Below are 18,153 nucleotides of genomic sequence, written 5' to 3' on the forward strand. Positions count from 1 at the left end.
GCGGCGGCGGTGCCGCCGGCGGATCCGCGCCGGCGCCACCGCCGTCTCCGGACCCTTTTGCACTGGTGCAGAATCCCGTTGCCTCTAGTGCAATCGGCCGCTACAGTCCCGTCCATGCCCGCCGCCACACCCGTGCCCACCGTCCTGGAGGGCGGCCGCGTCCGCCTGGAGCCGCTGACCCCCGCCCACCTGCCCGACCTGTTCGCCGCGGGCGGCGGGGACGACGAGGTGTGGCGCTGGCTCCCGCACCGCACCCCCCGCACCGAGGACGAGCTGGGCGTCCTCGCCGGACAGCTGCTCGCCGACGCCGGCCGGGGCCTCTGCGTCCCCTTCGCGGTCGTGGACCGCACCACCGGCCGGGCCGTCGGCTGGACCGCCTACCTGGAGGTCGTGGAGGAGGACGAGCGGCTGGAGATCGGCTGGACCTGGTACGGCCGCGCCGTCTGGCGCACCGCCGTCAACACCGAGTCCAAGCTGCTGCTGCTCACCCACGCCTTCGAGGACCTCGGCTACGGGCGCGTGCAGTGGAAGACCCACCACCGCAACGAGCGCTCCCGCGCCGCCATCGCCCGCCTCGGCGCCGTCCAGGAGGGCGTCCTGCGCCGCCACCGCCGGTACCCCGACGGCAGCTGGCGCGACAGCGTGTACTTCTCGATGCTGGCCGACGAGTGGCCCGCCGCGAAGGCCCGGCTCGCCGCACGCCTCGCCCGGGGCTGACCGGCGGGCCCGAGCGGCTCCGTCCGGCGGGGCTGGCCGGCGGGACCGAGCGGGGCCGGCCGGCGTGCGCGCGTGCCGCACCGGCTGACAGGGTGTCGCGCGCCGGGGGCAACGGCAGACAGGGTGCAGCTGCCCCCGGCGGGCGGCGCTTCCTAGGGTGGCCGGTATGAGCATCGCTGCCGACCCTTCCGCGGGGCAGGCCGTCAAGGCCGCGGACCGCGCGCACGTCTTCCACTCGTGGTCCGCCCAGGGCCTGATCGACCCGCTGGCCGTGGCCGGCGCCGAGGGCTCCTACTTCTGGGACTACGACGGCCGGAAGTACCTCGACTTCTCCTCCCAGCTGGTCAACACCAACATCGGCCACCAGCACCCCAAGGTCGTCGCGGCCATCCAGGAGCAGGCGGCGAAGCTCTGCACCTTCGCCCCCGCCTTCGCCATCGACGTCCGCAGCGAGGCCGCCCGGCTGATCGCCGAGCGCACCCCCGGCGACCTCGACAAGATCTTCTTCACCAACGGCGGCGCCGAGGCCAACGAGAACGCCGTCCGCCTGGCCCGCCTGCACACCGGCCGGCAGAAGGTGCTCGCCACCTACCGCTCGTACCACGGCTCCACCGCCAACGCGATCGCCCTCACCGGCGACCCGCGCCGCTGGCCCAACGAGACCGGCACCTCCGGCGTCGTCCACTTCTGGGGCCCCTACCTCTACCGCTCGAACTTCCACGCCGCCGACGAGGCGCAGGAGTGCGAGCGCGCCCTGGCGCACCTGGAGCAGGTCATCGCCTTCGAGGGCCCGCAGACGGTCGCCGCGGTCATCCTGGAGACCGTGGTCGGGACCGCCGGCATCCTGGTCCCGCCGCCCGGCTACCTGGCCGGCGTGCGGGAGATCTGCGACCGGTACGGCATCGTCCTCGTCCTCGACGAGGTGATGGCGGGCTTCGGCCGGACCGGCGCCTGGTTCGCCGCCGACCACTGGGGGGTCACCCCGGACCTGCTCACCTTCGCCAAGGGCGTCAACTCCGGCTACGTGCCGCTGGGCGGCGTCGCCATCTCCGCCGAGATCGCGGCGACCTTCGACGAGCGGCCCTTCCCCGGCGGCCTCACCTACTCGGGCCACCCGCTGGCCTGCGCCTCCGCCGTCGCCACCATCAACGCGATGGCGGAGGAGGGCGTCGTGGAGAACGCCCGCGAGATCGGCGAGCGGGTGCTCGGCCCGGGCCTGCGCGAGCTCGCCGAGCGCCACCCGTCGGTCGGCGAGGTGCGCGGCACGGGCGTCTTCTGGGCGCTGGAGCTGGTCCGCGACCGGGAGACCCGCGAGCCGCTGGTGCCGTACAACGCGGCGGGTGCGGCGGGGAAGCCGATGGCGGACCTCACCGCGGCCTGCAAGGAGCGCGGGCTGTGGCCGTTCGTCAACATGAACCGCCTCCACGTCGTGCCGCCGTGCAACGTCTCGGAGGGCGAGGCCAAGGAGGGCCTGGCGATCCTGGACGAGGCGCTCGCCGCCGCCGACGCGCACACCGTCTGACGCCGCGCCCCTCCGCACGCCCCACCCGCACGCCCTCCGCGTGTCCGGCGGGGACACCCGGCCCGGGGGCACCCGGCCGGGGCCGCACACGCACCCGGCCGCCCCACCGCAGGCCGCCGACGGGCCGGGTCCGCCTCCCCCGCACGGGAGCCGGACCCGGCCCGCCGGCCGTCCGCCGGCCGTCCGCCCCGGGGCCGCGCCCCCGCCGGCCGCCCGTCCGCCGTCCGTCCGCCGGTGACCACCGGCGCCCCGGCGCCCCCTTCGCGTACGGTGTACGGGACGTCGGCCGCCGGGGAGGAGAGCGCGCATGACCGCAGGCAGCGGATCCGCCGTCGTGCGCCGCAGCAGCCTCCGCGAGCAGATCGCGGGCGCCCTGCGCGAGGAGATGATGGCCGGGCGCCTCGCCGCCGGCACGCACTTCACCGTCAAGGAGATCGCCGAGCTCTACGGCGTCTCGGCCACCCCGGCCCGGGAGGCGCTGGTCGACCTCACGGCGCAGGGGCTGCTGCGGGTGGAGCACCACCGGGGCTTCGCCGTCCCCGCGCTGGACTGGCAGGACTTCCTCGACATCGTCGAGGCCCGCACCCTGCTCGCGGACAACGTCTTCCGCCACCTCGGCCGCCGCCCCACGGGCATCGCCTGGGACCGGCTGCCCAGCGTGCGGCGCCGGGCGGAGGCCGCGACCCGGGCGGCCCGGGCCGGCCAGCTGGACGTCCTGGTCGGCTGCGACCGCCGGTTCTGGCGCGAGGCCGGGGGACTGCTGGGCAACCCGCGGATCAGCGACTACCTCGACCTGCTGCGGGTGCAGTCGTGGATGTACGCCGCCCCCCGGCTGCGGGGCCGCCCCGACCTGGTCCGGACCTGCTGGGACGGCCACGTGGAGCTGGTCGACCGGATCGCGGAGCGCGACCGGGCCGGCGCCCACCGGATGGTCCTCGCGTACAACCGGGCCGCGGTGGAGCTGATGGCCCGGCTGGACGGGCACGAGGTGCCGGGGCTGCTGCCCGACGGGCCGGACGCCCCTGCGGCCCCGCCCCCCGCCGCCCCCGCGTCCGCGCCCGCCCCCGCGTCCGCGCCCGCCTCCGCGTCCGTGCCCCGGCAGTCCGCCCCCGACGGCGTCCCCGCCCCCGGCGGCGGCCCCGCCCCCGGGGACCGGTCCGCCCCCGGCGGCCGCTCCGCGGAACCCGGCTGACAGTCCGGTCCGGGCCGCGCCCCCGGCCGGTAGGGTGAGCGTTCCGTGCCCGGGCGGAGCACAGAGCGCCACGGTGCAGCGGACCGTCCCCACCCCCGACGCCGCGCCTGACCGGCGCACAGGAGTGCCTGTGGCCTGCGACATCTGGCTCGTCCCCCTCGTGGACGTCCTCTGCCACGCTCCGGAGAACCCCTTCCGGGACGACCTCGACGTCTACAACGCCGCCCTCGCCGCCCAGGGGCTGCCCGAGGTGCCGGTGTACCGCTACATGCCGGGCCTGAGCGGCGACGTCGAACCCGTCGCCGCCTTCGACTACGACTCGCTGCACTTCCTGCGCCGCGCCTACCTGCTGCAGCTCACCGGCTTCGAGGTGGCCCCGGTGGGCGAGCTGGGCGGCGACTACGAGCAGCTGCTGGAGATGTTCGAGTCCACGGCGGAGCAGTCGCACCTCGTCTGGCACTTCGACCACGCGGGCGCGTACGTGCCGGTCGACTTCGCCGCGCCGCTGGTGGACGAGTCGCTGCTGGCCGCCGGCGGTCCGCTCGGCTCGGTCCACGGGCTGCTGCGCGAGCTGGAGGCGGTGGCGCCGGTGCTGGGGATCGACCCGGCGGCCCCCCCGGCGCCGACCCGGCCGCTGGGGCCGACCGAGCTGGAGCAGCCGTTCCACCCCCCGCTCGACGACCTGGGCCCGTTCGCCCGGGAGCGGCACGCCTGGGCCGGACTGCACGCCGCGGCGGTGCGCAGCCTGGGCCAGGGCTCGATGATCGTCTTCGCCTGAGCCGTCGTCCCGGCCCGCCCCGCGCGGGGCGGGCCGGGACGACGGACGCTCAGCGCAGCGGCCCCTCCGGGGGCCGCTGGCGCGGCATGGTCGGCCGGTTGCCCGGGCCCGGCAGGACCCGCACCTGGGCGCCGCCGCCCGCCTCGCTGCGGCCGCCCCACACGCCGGGGGCCTGCGTCGGCAGCCGGGTCATGGCGGCGCGGAACTCCAGCATCCACTCCGCGGTCTCGCTGCGGACCATGTCCGAGACGTCCTCGCAGAACCGGCGCAGCACGCCCAGGCAGCGCTCCGCCGCCTCGGCCGCGGTGCCCTCCGTGGGGCCGAGCACCTCGCGCACGCACTCCGACGCCCAGTCGAACTGGAACGCCTCCAGGCGGCGCTGCAGCGCCTGCGCCGTGCTGACGTCCCGCATCCACCCGGAGGTCAGGCCGAACGCCCGGTCCGCGACCACGCAGGCGCCGGCCAGCACGAACAGCACGTAGCCCCAGGGCGCCGCCCCCCGCCACACGCCGGTCAGCCCGAGCAGCGGCAGCCCCGCGCCGCAGGCCGCCGCGACGGCCGCCACCAGGCGCAGGGACCGGGCGGCCCGGCGCTTCCAGGCGCGGTCGCGCAGGTACCAGTCGACCGCCTCGACGGCCCGCTCCTCGGACCAGCGGTACAGCTCCTCCAGCCGCTCCGCGGGCTCGCCCCAGTCGCCCAGCGGGAACTGGCGGGCCCCCAGGTCGGCGCGGCGGGGCCGGGCGCCCTCCTCGGCGGTGGCCGCGGCGGGCTGGTCCTCCTCGCCCGGCTCCCCGCTCCAGGGGTTCTCCTCCTCGGGCTGCATTTCCGGCTGGCTCACCTGTGGCACTCCCTGTGCGGCCGTACCGGCCGGGTGCCGGCAGTTCTCCAAAGGCACTTCTTACCGCCAAATGGCTGACCGCGGGGGCGGTTCGACAGGGACGCACCCGGGGTGCCGCCCCCGGACCCCGAGGTGGGAGCCGGTCCGGACCGGCGCGGATTTCACCCGGGAGAGTGGGTGTCCCGCGCGCCCCGAATGTGACGGAATCGACAAATGCCCACCTCGGGCGGGCCGCCGCCGCCCGGGCCGCCGGGCCCAGGCACTACCCTTGCCAGGCGTGAAGGTCCTCGTCATCGGCGGCGGCGCCCGCGAACACGCCCTGTGCCGCTCCCTGTCCCTCGACCCCGACGTCACCGAGCTCCACTGCGCCCCCGGCAACGCCGGCATCGCGCAGGTGGCCCGGCTGCACCCGGTCGACCAGCTGGACGGTGCGGCGGTGGCCGACCTGGCCGCCGGCCTCGGCGCCGGCCTGGTGGTCGTCGGCCCGGAGGCCCCGCTGGTGGCGGGCGTCGCCGACGCCGTGCGCGACCGCGGCATCCCCGTCTTCGGCCCCTCCCGCGAGGCTGCCCTGCTGGAGGGGTCCAAGGCCTTCGCCAAGGACGTGATGGCCGCCGCCGGGGTGCCCACCGCCCGCTCCTATGTGTGCACCACGCCCGAGGAGGCCGCCGACGCGCTGGACGCCTTCGGCGCCCCGTACGTGGTGAAGGACGACGGCCTGGCCGCGGGCAAGGGCGTCGTCGTCACCTCCGACCTGCAGGAGGCCCTCGCCCACGCCGCCGCCTGCGGGCGCGTGGTGATCGAGGAGTTCCTCGACGGCCCCGAGGTCTCGCTCTTCGCCGTCACCGACGGCACCACCGTCGTGCCCCTCCAGCCCGCGCAGGACTTCAAGCGCGCCCACGACGGCGACGAGGGGCCCAACACCGGCGGCATGGGCGCCTACTCGCCGCTGCCCTGGGCCGGCCCCGAGCTGGTGGACGAGGTCCTGGCGACCGTGCTCCAGCCCACCGTCGACGAGCTGCGCCGCCGCGGCACCCCCTTCTCCGGCCTGCTCTACGCGGGCCTGGCGATCACCTCGCGCGGCGTGCGGGTCATCGAGTTCAACGCGCGCTTCGGCGACCCGGAGACCCAGGTGGTCCTGGCCCGCCTGCGCACCCCGCTGGCCGGCCTGCTGCTCGCCGCCGCCACCGGCAGGCTCGACGAGCTGGAGCCGCTGCGCTGGAGCGACGGCGCCGCCGTCACCGTGGTGGTCGCCGCCGAGGGCTACCCGGCCTCCCCGCGCTCCGGCGACCCGGTCGAGGGCCTGGCCGAGGCCGAGGCGGCCGACGGCACCGCCTACGTGCTGCACGCCGGCACCCGGCTCGGCGAGGACGGCGCGGTCCTGTCGGCCGGCGGCCGCGTCCTGTCGGTCACCGCGGTCGGGGAGGACCTCGCCCTGGCCCGCCGACGGGCGTACGACGCGGTGGCGCGGATCCGGCTGGCCGGCTCCCACCACCGCACCGACATCGCGCTGAGGGCCGCCGGCGGGCAGGACGCCGGTCGGGACGGCAGGCAGGACGACGGCGCGCGGTAGGCGGAGCGGCGGTCCGGGGCCTCGGGCCCGGTGGCGTGCGGGCGGTGCCCTCACCTCACCGGACCCAAGGCCCCGAACTGTTTTCCGGGTCCGCCGCCGTGGGGCGGCCCGGTGCCGAACGGAGCCGCCCGGCCAGTCCTTCGGGTGAAGCGGGCGGTATCCGGCTGACGCCGGAAGGGAGGTGGCCGTATGGTGCCCAGGACCGCGGATCCGGCTCGTCGTACCGGGGGGAGTCCCGCCGGGTGACCGGGGCCGCGCAGGGGGATGCTGCGGTTCGGGACCAGCCGCCTCTTTCGGGGGAAGGAGGCGGAACCCGGAACGGCGGCCCGTGCACGCACGTCAGACGTGACAGGGGCGCTGCGGAGAGCATCCGGTCCATGACCGGATCGCGGCGGTTCTCCACCGTTCCACTGTGGATTCTCGGACTCTTCGGACCGGGTCGCAGCGCCCGCCGTCGGAGCAGGACCGGCGGACGGGCGAGGCGGCGGCAGGGGGTGTGACGGAAGGTGGCAGGTGTCGACGCGGCGCGAGCCCGTGCCCATGCGGTCCTGCGGGTCCGCGGCCTGGCCGTGGCGGCCGCCGCGCTGCCCGCGGCCGTCGCCGTCGTCCTCCTCGCCGGGCGGGCGACCGGCAGGCTCGGCGCCCCCGGGTCGCCCGACGCGGCGGTCTGGGACGCGGCCCGCTGGGCCGCCTGCGCCGTGGCCGCCGCGACCCTGCTGCTGGGCGCCGCCGTGGCCGCGGTCCTCACCCGCGCCCGGCCCCCGCAGACCCCCTCGGTGGCGGTCCGCGAGCGCGAGGCGCCCGAACTCCACCGGCTGATCCGCGACCTCGCCGCCCGGATGGAGGTGCCGGCCCCGTCCGCGATCGCCCTCACCCCCGACTGCGACAGCTGGCTGGAGGACGCCGACACCCCCGCGCTCGGCCCCCCGCTGCCGCACCTGCCCGGCCGCCGCCCGGAGCCCCCCGCCCCGGTGCTCGTCATAGGCTCGCCCTTCCTGTGGTGGATGCGCGTCCCCGAGCTGCGCGCCCTCCTCGCCCCCGTGGTGGCGGGTACCGCCGCCTCCGCCGACCCGGACATCGCCGCCGCCCGCCGCTTCGTCCGCGGCCTGGACGCCGCGTCCGCCACCGTCCGCCGCGGCCGCGGCGGACCGCCCTCCGGCACCCCCTCCGGCACCTCCTCCCTTCTGCGCCCGCTGCACCGGGCCGCCCTGGCGGTCCTCGACCGGATCACCCGCACCCTGCTGCGCGCCTGCCGCGGCCACGCGGCCGAGCTGGAGCGGGCGGTGGCCGCCTGGGCCTCGGAACAGGCCCTCGCCGTCGACTACGGGCTGCGCATCGCGGCCCAGGAGCAGGTCGGCCTCGCCTACGCGGGGTGGGACCGCCTGCTGACCCGCGTGGCCCTGCCCGCCTGGCGCATCGCCTGCCTCCCCACCCACCTGAACGCCGGGGTGGTCGCCGCGCTGACCGAGCTCTCCCGCCGCGACCGGCTCGCCGAGGGCTTCGAGCGGCGCCTCGGCGACCGCCCCGCCTGCGACCTGCTGGAGGAGCCCGGATCCGTCGACGAGGCCGTCTCGCTGCTCGCCGCCCGCCTCTTCCACGGCGTCCCCCGCGACGCGGGGAAGGGCGCCCGCGGCTGGGGCCGGGTCGGCTGGGAGGAGTACCCGGCGGCGGTGGTCGACCGCATCTGGCGCTCCCAGGCCGCCGCCCTGCACGCCGCCGTCGACCGCACCGCCCCCGGGGGCCCGGCCGGTCCGGGCCGGGGGCCGGACGCCGTCCGGCGCCCGCCGCGGCGGACCCGCCTCGGGACCGGCCCGGGGGCCCGGGGCGGCCGGGGCGGCCGGGACGACGCCGCGGCCGGCACCGGCCCGACGCTGGCCCGGGTGCTGGAGCGGCTGCGGGCCGGCGACGCCGACCGGCTGGCCGCCGAGCTGGCCCCCCGGCCGGGCCGCGCGTCCGGCGGGGCGGGCGGGTCCGGCGGGTCCGGCGGGGCCGGTGGGTCCGGCGGACCGTCCGGGGCCTGGGAGCCCGCAGGGCAGCCCGAGCCCGGCCAGGCGCTCCTGCCGGTGCCGCCGCGCACCGGGCGGGACCTCCTCGCCGACCACGTCGCCGCGATGGTGTGCTGCGCCGCCGTGGACACCGCCGGCGCCGTGCCCGGCCTCGACTGGCTGGACGGCCCGGCGCTGCTGGTCCGCGGCACCCGCCGGACCGACCTGACCGCCCCCGTCGTCCGCGCGGTCGAGCAGGGCGACGACGGCCCGCTGCGCGACTGGCTGAACGCCGTCGGCGTGCGGCTGGAGAAGCCGGTCCGGCTCGCCTGACGTCCGCCCGGTATCCGTCCTTCCGGGCGTCCGCCCCGGCGGCGGCGCCCGCGGTGGCACCGGCCGGGGAAGCCCCCGAGGACGCCCCCCCGGGGGCCTGCCGAGGATGATCGGCAAGAACATTTGTCATATTCGTACCCACACGGGGTGACGCAACGGTGGCAGGATGTGATGTGCTGGACGTGCGCCGGGCGCGGGCGGTCCGGACGGCCGCCGCACTCTCCCGCGTCCGCGTCGGGGCAGGAGGGACACCGTGGGGACGGATCAGATCCGCCGCTGGGAGTCGGGTGCGCTCGCGCACGCCGTGACCGACCCCTTCGGGCTGGGCCCGCTGCCCTGGCTGCGCGGCGCCGACACCTACGTCGAGGGCTCCGGTCCCGACGCCGCCGGGACCGTGCTCCCCTGGTACGTCGACCTCGCCGCCCCCGGGCAGCAGCTGCTGCCCGGGACCAGGCGGGTGCCCGACCGCGCCGGACCGGCGGGCGCGCCCCGCAACTCCGACGACGTCGACTGCCGGATCAAGGGCTTCGCCTCCGCCGGGACGGTCCGCCCCGGCGGCTCCGTGGACCTCCGGGTGACCGTCGACCCGCCCCGCGAGTTCACCGTCGACGTCTACCGCATCGGACACTACGGCGGCGACGGCGCCCGCCACATGACCTCCGGACCCGGCGTCAGCGGCCTGCGGCAGCCGGCCCCGCTGGTGGCGGGGCGCACGGTCTCCTGCCACCACTGGTGGCTCTCCTGGCGGCTGCACATCCCCACGCACTGGCAGCCGGGCGCGTACGTCGCGGTCCTCACCACCGTCGACAGCCTGGACCGCACCCACATCCCCTTCACCGTCCGCGACGACCGCCCGGCCGACCTGCTGCTGCTCCTCCCGGACGTCACCTGGCAGGCCTACAACCTCTTCCCGGAGGACGGGCACACCGGCGCCAGCCTGTACCACGCCTGGGACGAGGAGGGCAGGCTGCTCGGCGAGCAGGACGCCGCGGTGACCGTCTCCTTCGACCGCCCGTACGCCGGGGCCGGCCTGCCGCTGCACGTCGGCCACGCCTACGACTTCGTGCGCTGGGCGGAGCGCTACGGCTACGACCTCGCGTACGCCACCGCCACCGACCTGCACGCCGGCGCGGTCGACCCCGCCCGCTACCGCGGCCTGGTCTTCCCGGGCCACGACGAGTACTGGTCCGCGCCCATGCGGCGGGCCGCGGAGCGGGCCCGGGACGCGGGCACCTCGCTGGTCTTCCTCTCGGCCAACACCATGTACTGGCGGGTCGAGCTGTCGCCCTCCCCGGCCGGGGAGCCCGACCGGCTGGTCAGCTGCCGCAAGCGCCGCCGCCCCGGCCCGGGCGTCCCCTTCCAGGGGCCGGCCGGCGCCCGCACCGCGCTGTGGCGGGACGCCGGCGAGCCGGAGCAGGGGCTGCTGGGCGTCCAGTACGCCGGGCGGGTCCCCGAGCCCGCCCCGCTGGTCGTGCGCAACGCGCACCACTGGCTCTGGGAGGGCACCGGGCTGCGGGAGGAGGACCCGGTGCCGGACCTGGTGGCCGGGGAGGCGGACCGGTACTTCCCCCGGGTCGCCCTGCCCGAGCACTCCGAGCGCGTCCTGCTGGCCCACTCCCCGTACACGGACGCCGCCGGCGTGCGCCGCCACCACGAGACCTCGCTCTACCGGGCGCCGAGCGGTGCCTGGGTCTTCGCCTCCGGCACCTTCGCCTGGTCCCCTGCGCTGGACCGCCCCGGCCACACCGACGACCGCATCCAGCGCGCCACCGCCAACCTGCTGGACCGCATCTGCAAACGGGGGTGACCCGGCGGGCCGTCCGCCGCGGCCCGGCGTGGGTGCCCGGGAAAGCCCGACCCGGGTGATATCCACCTGAGGTGGGCGGAATATGACGGTATGCCGGATCAGTCCGGTCCCGTCCGCCCGCGGCAGACGCTCGCGGAACGGAGAGGGGCCGTGCATGTCCGGCAGTGACGATCAGGAGACGGCGTCCGGACCGGTGCGCGGCGGGACCCCGCCGTCGCGGTGGCGGTGGGTCTCCGAGCACCAGGTGCTGGCGGGCCTGCTGGCCGGCGCGGTCCTGCTGGCGGGCGGCGCGGGGGCGGCCTGGCTCACGGTCGGCGACCCGCGGCCGGACGTGCCGACCGCCCGGGTGGAGCGGCGGGCGCTGGACGGTTCGGTGCTGGTCCGCGGCACGGTGACCACGGCTCAGACCGTCCAGGTGACGGCGCCCGCCCCGGGGTCCGGAGGAGCCGTCCGGGCGGTGGTCACCGGACTCCCGGTGCGGACGGGCCAGACGGTCGCCGCCGGACGGGTGCTGGTGGAGATCTCCGGCCGCCCCGTCTTCGCGCTGCCCGGCGCCCTGCCCGCCTACCGCGACCTGCGGCCCGGCGACCGCGGCGCGGACGTCACCCAGCTGCAGAAGGCCCTGCGCGGCCTCGGCCTCCGCACCGGCCGGGACCGCGCGGGCGTGTTCGGCCCCGGCACCGCGGCCGCGCTCACCGCCTTCTACGCCTCCCGCGGCTACACCCCGCTGCCCGCCCGCCCGGACGGCGACACCCGGCTCGCGGAGGCCCGCAACGCCGTGGCCGCCGCCCGCCGGGCGCGCCAGGACGCCGCGGACGCGCTGGCCGACGCCCGCGACCGCAGGGCCGCCCTGCCCGGCGACGCCTCCGCGGCGGACCGGACGGCCGCCGGGCAGGCGGTCGCCGAGGCGCGGCGCCGGGTCAGGAGCGCCGACGCCGACCTCGCGGACGCCCGGGGCCTGCTGACGGCGGAGAAGGCGGCGGACGGGCCCCTGCTGCCCGTCTCCGAGGTGCAGTACCTCCAGGGCTTCCCGGCCGTGGTGGACGCGGTCCCGGTGGCGGTCGGCGGACTGGTCACCGGCAGCGCCATGACCGTCTCCGCGGACGGCATGGTCGTCTGCGGGGGGCTCCCCGCCTACCAGCGGGCAGTGGTCCGGCCGGGCCAGCCGGTGCGGATCGTCTCCGAGGCCGGCCGGGTCAGCGCCGGGGGCACCGTCGTGTCGGTGGCGGACGTGCCGGTCCGCCAGCCGGCGGCCGTCGTGACCCAGGACGGCTCGGCGCAGGACGGCTCGGCCCAGGACGGGTCGGCGCAGGACGGCTCGGCGCAGGACGGGTCGATGCGGCAGGGGGCGGTACCGGGCCGCCCGGCGCAGGACTCCGGCCGGGTCGCGCCCGCGGCGGACCCCGCCGCCTGCCCGGTCGTGGTGCGCCCCGACCACCAGCTGGACCCGGGCATGGAGGCCCAGCAGGTCCTCCTGTCGGTCCAGGCCCCTCCCTCCCGCGGCAGCGTGCTGGCGGTGCCCGCACCGGCGATCCGCACCGGCGGCGACGGGCGCGCGGTGGTGACGGTGTACCGGAAGCACCGGGAGCGCACCGTGGAGGTCGTCACCGGCGCCTCCGGCGGCGGCTGGACCGAGATCCGGCCGCTCGACGACGGCGCGGTGCGGGAGGGGGACCGGGTGGTCCTGGACGGGGCGGACCGGACGGGCACCGGCCCCGCCACGGCCGCGCCGTTCCCGGCCCCTTCCCCGGCGGCCCCGGGACCGGCCTCGGCGGGCCGGCGGCCGGGGCCGCCCGCCGCCGTCCTCACGCCGGGGACCCCGGCGGCCCGACCGTCCCGGGCGGCGGGCCGGCACGCGTGAAAGACTCCCGGCAGGCAGCCCCTGAACACGAGGTAGTGAAGCGTTGAGCGGATTCGTCGAGAAGCCCGAGCCGGTCCAGGTCCCCGGCCTCGTCCACGTCCACACCGGGAAGGTGCGCGACCTCTACCGCAACGCCGCCGGCGACCTGGTGATGGTCGCCAGCGACCGGATGTCCGCCTACGACTGGGTGCTGCCCAACGGGATCCCGGACAAGGGGCGGATCCTCACCCGGCTCTCGCTCTGGTGGTTCGACCTGCTCGCCGACACGGTCCCCAACCACGTCCTGTCCGCGGAGGTCCCGGAGGGCGCCCCCGCCGACTGGGAGGGCCGGACGCTGGTCTGCCGCGACCTGCGGATGCTCCCAGTGGAGTGCGTCGCGCGCGGCTACCTCACCGGCTCCGGCCTGCAGGAGTACCGGCGCGACCGGACCGTCTGCGGCCTCGCGCTGCCCGAGGGGCTGGTCGACGGATCGGAGCTGCCCGCCCCCGTCTTCACCCCGGCGACCAAGGCCGAGGTCGGCGAGCACGACGAGAACGTCCCCTACGAGGAGGTCGCCCGCCGCGTCGGTCCGGAGCTGGCCGCCCTCCTGCGGCAGACGACGCTCGCCGTGTACGGGCGGGCCCGGGACGTGGCGAGGGAGCGGGGGATCATCCTCGCGGACACCAAGTTCGAGTTCGGCCTCGACCCGGCGACCGCCGAGGGCGGGGAGCCGCGCCTGGTCATCGCCGACGAGGTGCTGACGCCGGACTCCTCGCGCTTCTGGCCGGCCGACAGCTGGGAGCCGGGCCGGCCGCAGCCGTCCTTCGACAAGCAGTACGTCCGGGACTGGCTGTCGTCGCCGGCCTCCGGCTGGGACCGCAGCGGCGACACGCCGCCGCCCGCGCTGCCGGACGAGGTCGTGGAGCGCACCCGCGCGAAGTACGTGGAGGCGTACGAGCGGCTGACCGGCACCCCCTGGAGCTGAGCCCGGCCGCCGGAGCCGGGCCCGCCGCCTCCCGCACCCCGACCGGGGTGCGGGAGGCGGCGGGTTCCGCCGGTGCGCGGAAACGCAGAAGGCCCGCTCCGAGGAGCGGGCCTTCTGCATGTGGAGCGGACGACGAGATTCGAACTCGCGACCCTCACCTTGGCAAGGTGATGCTCTACCAACTGAGCCACGTCCGCATGATCTTTATGGTACCACCCGCTTCCGGGTGGACGTTTGTGCTGCGAGCGGACGACGAGATTCGAACTCGCGACCCTCACCTTGGCAAGGTGATGCTCTACCAACTGAGCCACGTCCGCACGGTGCCTTCGGCACCTGCCTCCGCCTCCCTGCCGGGCTGCGGCGACGAGGATTACTCTACAACATCCCCGGGGGTGCTTGTCGCATCCCCGCCGCGGCGGCGCGTGACCGTCGCGGCGGGGCGTGACCGGGAGGGCTCTCAGCTGGCCTCGGCGAACTTCTCGTACACGTGCTTGGGGATGCGGCCGCGGGCCGGCAGGTCCATGCCGTGCGACTGGGCCCAGGCGCGCACCGCGGCCGGGTCCGGGGCGACGGCGGTGCGGCGGAAGGACTTGCCGCTGCGGCTCTGCCGGCGGCCGGCCGCCACGTACGGGGCGAGGACCTCCCGCAGCTTCTCGGCGTTCTCGGCCGACAGGTCGATCTCGTACGACTTGCCGTCGACGCCGAAGTGGACGGTTTCCTCCGCCGCACCGCCGTCCAGGTCGTCGGAGAGCGTGACCACTACACGCTGTGCCATGGGTGTCAATCCTCTCGGGCAATAGGACCGCCCCCGGCGACGGGGAGCGCCGGGAGGTCCGGTGTGCACCGGCCGTCGGGCGGTCCGCCGCAGGGGCGCGGCAATCCGCCGGGTGCGAACCACCTGCCGCGACCGGTGCTCTTATTCTGCACCAAAACCCGGCAGGAATTGAACCCTCTACTTTTCCCGCGCCGAATATCCGCACCGGCCGGATACCGGGTCGGATACCGGGCCCATACCTCCGGTCGATCTGCCCGGAGTGCCGGTAATGGCAGCGTTCCCCGGGGCCTTCGCGCGGGCCGGTCCCCGTGGTGCGGAATCCGGCAAAAGAGGTGCATTTCCGTGGTCGCCGCCCGCCTTCCCGCCGGCTCCCGAGGGGCTTCCGCGCCGCGTCGCGGCCTGCTCGGCGCGGGGTGTGCGGGCGGGCGGGTAAGGGGCGGAAGTCTACGCGCGTTGCGCCGCCCGGGCCGCCGGAGTGCCCGAAACGCTGGGTATTCTGGGGATCCCGCCCCCACGCACCAACACCGGGAGTGCCAGTGGCACGCGTCGTCGTCGACGTCATGCTCAAGCCGGAGATCCTCGACCCCCAGGGCCAGGCGGTGCAGCGCGCACTGCCGCGCCTCGGATTTGACGGGATCTCTGATGTCCGCCAGGGAAAGCGCTTCGAACTCGAGCTGGACGGCCCCGCCGACGAGGCCACCCTCGCGCGTATCCGCGAAGCCGCCGAGACCTTCCTCGCCAACACCGTGATCGAGGACTTCACCGTGCGCGTCGAGGAGGAGGCGAAGTGACCGTCCGCGTCGGCGTCGTCACTTTCCCCGGTTCGCTCGACGACCGCGACGCCCAGCGCGCGGTCCGCCTCGCGGGCGCCGAGCCGGTCGCCCTCTGGCACCGCGACAAGGACCTGCACCAGGTCGACGCCGTGGTCCTCCCCGGCGGCTTCTCCTACGGCGACTACCTGCGCTGCGGCGCCATCTCCCGCTTCTCGCCGGTGATGGACACCCTCATCGAGCAGGCGAGGGCCGGCATGCCGGTGCTCGGCATCTGCAACGGCTTCCAGGTCCTGTGCGAGTCCCACCTGCTTCCGGGCGCCCTCACCCGCAACGACAGCCTGCACTTCGTCTGCCGCGACCAGCGGCTGCGCGTCGAGAACGCCGCCACCGCCTGGACCTCCGACTACGAGCAGGGCCAGGAGATCACCGTCCCGCTGAAGAACGGCGAGGGCCGCTTCGTCGCGGACGAGCACACCCTGGACGCCCTGGAGGCCGAGGGCCGGGTCGTCGCCCGCTACCTGGACGTCAACCCCAACGGGTCCTACCGCGACATCGCCGGCATCACCAACGCCGCCGGCAACGTGGTGGGCCTCATGCCGCACCCCGAGCACGCCGTGGAGCCCCTCACCGGCCCCGGCACCGAGGGCCTCGGGTTCTTCACCTCGATCCTGAAGAAGCTGGTCAACGCCTGATGTCGCAGAAGCACCTGGACACCGTCGCGCACGCCGCCGAGACCCCCGACGCCGAGCAGCCCTGGGCGGAGCTCGGACTCAAGCAGGACGAGTACGAGCGCATCCGCGCCATCCTCGGCCGCCGCCCCACCGGCGCCGAGCTGGCCATGTACTCCGTGATGTGGTCGGAGCACTGCTCGTACAAGTCGAGCAAGGTCCACCTCAAGCAGTTCGGCGAGAAGGCCCCCGCCTCCGACGCCATGCTGGTCGGCATCGGCGAGAACGCCGGCGTCGTCGACGTGGGCCAGGGGTACGCGGTCACCTTCAAGGTGGAGTCGCACAACCACCCCTCCTACATCGAGCCCTACCAGGGCGCGGCGACCGGCATCGGCGGCATCGTCCGCGACATCCTCGCCATGGGCGCCCGCCCCGTCGCGGTGATGGACCCGCTGCGCTTCGGCGCCGCCGACCACCCCGACACCCGGCGCGTGCTGCCCGGCGTCGTCGCCGGCATCGGCGGCTACGGCAACTGCCTGGGCCTGCCCAACATCGGCGGCGAGGTCGTCTTCGACCCCTGCTACCAGGGCAACCCCCTGGTCAACGCGCTCTGCGTCGGCGTGATGAAGCACGAGGACATCCACCTCGCCAAGGCCAGCGGCCCCGGCAACAAGGTCGTCCTCTACGGCGCCCGCACCGGCGGCGACGGCATCGGCGGCGTCTCCGTGCTGGCCTCGGAGACCTTCACCGACCAGGGCCCCACCAAGCGCCCCGCCGTCCAGGTCGGCGACCCCTTCCAGGAGAAGCTCCTCATCGAGTGCACCCTGGAGGTCTTCGCCGAGAAGCTGGTCGTCGGCATCCAGGACCTCGGCGGCGCCGGACTGTCCTGCGCCACCAGCGAGCTGGCCTCGGCCGGCTCCGGCGGCATGCGGGTCGACCTGGACCGGGTGCCGCTGCGCGACGCGACGCTCTCGCCGGAGGAGATCCTCATGAGCGAGTCGCAGGAGCGCATGTGCGCCGTGGTCGAGCCCGACAAGGTCGACCGCTTCCTGGAGATCTGCGAGAAGTGGGACGTCATCGCCACCGTCATCGGCGAGGTGACCGACGGCGACCGGCTGGAGATCTTCTGGCACGGCGAGCAGGTCGTGGACGTGCCGCCGCGCACCGTCGCCCACGAGGGCCCGACCTACCAGCGCCCCTACGCCCGCCCGGAGTGGCAGGACGAGCTGCAGGCCGACGCCCCCACCGCCGACCGCCTCAAGCGCCCGGCGAGCGGCGACGAGCTCAAGGCCACCCTGCTGGCCCTGGCCGCCCACCCGAACCAGGCCGACAAGTCCTGGATCACCTCGCAGTACGACCGGTACGTGCTCGGCAACACCGTCCTCGCCCAGCCCGAGGACTCCGGCATGATCCGCATCGACGAGGAGACGAACCTCGGCGTCGCGGTGGCCACCGACGGCAACGGCCGTTACGCCAAGCTCGACCCGTACACCGGTGCCCAGCTGGCCCTGGTCGAGGCGTACCGCAACGTCGCCGCCACCGGCGCCCGGCCGCTGGCCGTCACCGACTGCCTCAACTTCGGCTCGCCCGAGGACCCGGCGGTCATGTGGCAGTTCGCCGAGGCCTGCCGCGGCCTGGCCGACGCCTGCCAGGTGCTCGGCACCCCGGTCACCGGCGGCAACGTCTCCCTCTACAACCAGACGGGCGAGACCGCGATCCACCCCACCCCGGTGGTCGGCGTGCTCGGCGTCATCGACGACGTCGAGCGGCGCACCCCGATGGCGTTCGCGGAGGAGGGCCAGCTGGTCTACCTCCTCGGCGACACCGGGGACGAGTTCGGCGGCTCCGCCTGGGCCCAGGTCGCCCACGACCACCTCGGCGGCCTCCCGCCGAAGGTCGACCTGGAGCGCGAGCGGCTGCTGGCCGAGATCCTGATCGCCGCCTCCCGCGACGGCATGGTCGACGCCGCCCACGACCTCTCCGACGGCGGCCTCGCGCAGGCCCTGGTGGAGAGCTGCCTCAAGGGCGGCCGGGGCGCCCGGATCGTCGTCCCCCAGGGGACGGACCCGTTCGTGCTGCTCTTCTCGGAGTCGGCCGGCCGGGCGATCGTCGCGGTGCCGCGCAGCGAGGAGCTCCGCTTCACCGACATGTGCGGCGCCCGGGGCCTCCCCGCCACCCGCATCGGCGTGGTGGACGGCGACACCATCGAGGTCCAGGGCCAGTTCTCGGTCTCCCTGGACGAGCTGCGCACCGCGCACGAGGCCACCTTCCCGGCCCTGCTGGGTTGAGCCTCCCCGCCGCGCCCCCGGAGGGCGCGGCACCCGCCTCCGGGGCGGTCCGTCCGCAGGGACGGGCCGCCCCGCGGCGCAC

General features: G+C 76.2%; 14 protein-coding genes and 2 tRNA genes. 12 read left to right on the top strand and 4 right to left on the bottom strand.

All coding sequences use genetic code 11. From position 1 onward, the window contains the following. The first annotated feature begins 114 nt into the window (after window positions 1–114). From LO771_RS24085 to LO771_RS24100, 4 genes are all read left to right on the top strand, one after another. Window positions 115–717, top strand: a complete 603-nt coding sequence (locus LO771_RS24085; protein ID WP_230746464.1) for a GNAT family N-acetyltransferase — start codon at window positions 115–117, stop codon at window positions 715–717. 166 nt (window positions 718–883) lie between these two features. Further along, on the top strand, window positions 884–2,239 hold the full coding sequence (locus LO771_RS24090; RefSeq protein WP_230746466.1) for an aspartate aminotransferase family protein: 1,356 nt from the start codon (window positions 884–886) through the stop codon (window positions 2,237–2,239). 307 nt (window positions 2,240–2,546) lie between these two features. Beyond that, window positions 2,547–3,431 (top strand): GntR family transcriptional regulator, encoded by an 885-nt coding sequence (locus tag LO771_RS24095; protein ID WP_308188989.1) that lies wholly within the window; start codon window positions 2,547–2,549, stop codon window positions 3,429–3,431. A gap of 130 nt (window positions 3,432–3,561) precedes the next feature. Then, window positions 3,562–4,209 (top strand): hypothetical protein, encoded by a 648-nt coding sequence (locus LO771_RS24100; RefSeq protein WP_230746468.1) that lies wholly within the window; start codon window positions 3,562–3,564, stop codon window positions 4,207–4,209. Window positions 4,210–4,258: 49 nt separating this feature from the next. On the opposite strand, the gene LO771_RS24105 is transcribed toward LO771_RS24100, so the two are convergent. Next, window positions 4,259–5,047, bottom strand: coding sequence for an SLATT domain-containing protein (locus LO771_RS24105; protein ID WP_230746470.1), 789 nt, complete (start codon window positions 5,045–5,047; stop codon window positions 4,259–4,261). A gap of 277 nt (window positions 5,048–5,324) precedes the next feature. Here LO771_RS24105 and purD point away from each other — a divergent pair, with 277 nt between their 5' ends. The 5 genes from purD (at window position 5,325) to LO771_RS24130 (ending at window position 13,567) form a co-directional block, all read left to right on the top strand. Continuing rightward, window positions 5,325–6,617 (top strand): phosphoribosylamine--glycine ligase, encoded by a 1,293-nt coding sequence (gene purD, locus LO771_RS24110; RefSeq protein ID WP_230746472.1) that lies wholly within the window; start codon window positions 5,325–5,327, stop codon window positions 6,615–6,617. A 506-nt stretch (window positions 6,618–7,123) separates the two neighbouring features. Further along, on the top strand, window positions 7,124–8,935 hold the full coding sequence (locus LO771_RS24115) for a hypothetical protein (protein ID WP_230746474.1): 1,812 nt from the start codon (window positions 7,124–7,126) through the stop codon (window positions 8,933–8,935). Between the two features lie 253 nt (window positions 8,936–9,188). Beyond that, window positions 9,189–10,742, top strand: coding sequence for a N,N-dimethylformamidase beta subunit family domain-containing protein (locus LO771_RS24120; RefSeq protein ID WP_230746476.1), 1,554 nt, complete (start codon window positions 9,189–9,191; stop codon window positions 10,740–10,742). A gap of 154 nt (window positions 10,743–10,896) precedes the next feature. Next, window positions 10,897–12,603: a peptidoglycan-binding protein gene (locus tag LO771_RS24125; protein WP_230746478.1), complete on the top strand. Its 1,707-nt coding sequence runs from the start codon at window positions 10,897–10,899 to the stop codon at window positions 12,601–12,603. A gap of 43 nt (window positions 12,604–12,646) precedes the next feature. Continuing rightward, on the top strand, window positions 12,647–13,567 hold the full coding sequence (locus tag LO771_RS24130) for a phosphoribosylaminoimidazolesuccinocarboxamide synthase (RefSeq protein WP_230746480.1): 921 nt from the start codon (window positions 12,647–12,649) through the stop codon (window positions 13,565–13,567). 121 nt (window positions 13,568–13,688) lie between these two features. Here LO771_RS24130 and LO771_RS24135 read toward each other — a convergent pair. The 3 genes from LO771_RS24135 to LO771_RS24145 all read right to left on the bottom strand — a co-directional run bounded on the left by LO771_RS24135 (window position 13,689) and on the right by LO771_RS24145 (window position 14,342). Continuing rightward, window positions 13,689–13,764, bottom strand: a tRNA-Gly gene (locus LO771_RS24135). A 47-nt stretch (window positions 13,765–13,811) separates the two neighbouring features. Next, window positions 13,812–13,884: transfer RNA gene (locus tag LO771_RS24140), tRNA-Gly, on the bottom strand. A gap of 140 nt (window positions 13,885–14,024) precedes the next feature. After that, window positions 14,025–14,342 (bottom strand): Lsr2 family protein, encoded by a 318-nt coding sequence (locus LO771_RS24145; protein ID WP_230746482.1) that lies wholly within the window; start codon window positions 14,340–14,342, stop codon window positions 14,025–14,027. 536 nt (window positions 14,343–14,878) lie between these two features. Between LO771_RS24145 and purS the strand changes: the two genes are divergently transcribed. From purS to purL, 3 genes are read left to right on the top strand one after another with little or no spacing between them, the layout of a single operon-like run. Further along, complete coding sequence (gene purS / locus LO771_RS24150) at window positions 14,879–15,133, top strand: phosphoribosylformylglycinamidine synthase subunit PurS (RefSeq protein WP_230746536.1); 255 nt, start codon at window positions 14,879–14,881, stop codon at window positions 15,131–15,133. Continuing rightward, window positions 15,130–15,807, top strand: a complete 678-nt coding sequence (gene purQ, locus LO771_RS24155) for a phosphoribosylformylglycinamidine synthase subunit PurQ (RefSeq protein WP_230746484.1) — start codon at window positions 15,130–15,132, stop codon at window positions 15,805–15,807. Before purS ends, purQ begins: the two co-directional genes overlap by 4 nt. Further along, window positions 15,807–18,071, top strand: coding sequence for a phosphoribosylformylglycinamidine synthase subunit PurL (gene purL / locus LO771_RS24160; protein ID WP_230746486.1), 2,265 nt, complete (start codon window positions 15,807–15,809; stop codon window positions 18,069–18,071). Before purQ ends, purL begins: the two co-directional genes overlap by 1 nt. The last annotated feature ends 82 nt before the right edge of the window (window positions 18,072–18,153 follow it).

Source organism: Streptacidiphilus sp. ASG 303 (genome assembly GCF_020991365.1).
Taxonomy (GTDB): Bacteria; Actinomycetota; Actinomycetes; order Streptomycetales; family Streptomycetaceae; genus Peterkaempfera.

Coding starts and splice junctions, on each gene's coding strand:
- LO771_RS24085 (WP_230746464.1), top strand. CDS start 115: ATGCCCGCCGCCACACCCGTGCCCACCGTCCTGGAGGGCGGCCGCGTC.
- LO771_RS24090 (WP_230746466.1), top strand. CDS start 884: ATGAGCATCGCTGCCGACCCTTCCGCGGGGCAGGCCGTCAAGGCCGCG.
- LO771_RS24095 (WP_308188989.1), top strand. CDS start 2,547: ATGACCGCAGGCAGCGGATCCGCCGTCGTGCGCCGCAGCAGCCTCCGC.
- LO771_RS24125 (WP_230746478.1), top strand. CDS start 10,897: ATGTCCGGCAGTGACGATCAGGAGACGGCGTCCGGACCGGTGCGCGGC.
- LO771_RS24145 (WP_230746482.1), bottom strand. CDS start 14,342: ATGGCACAGCGTGTAGTGGTCACGCTCTCCGACGACCTGGACGGCGGT.
- purL (WP_230746486.1), top strand. CDS start 15,807: ATGTCGCAGAAGCACCTGGACACCGTCGCGCACGCCGCCGAGACCCCC.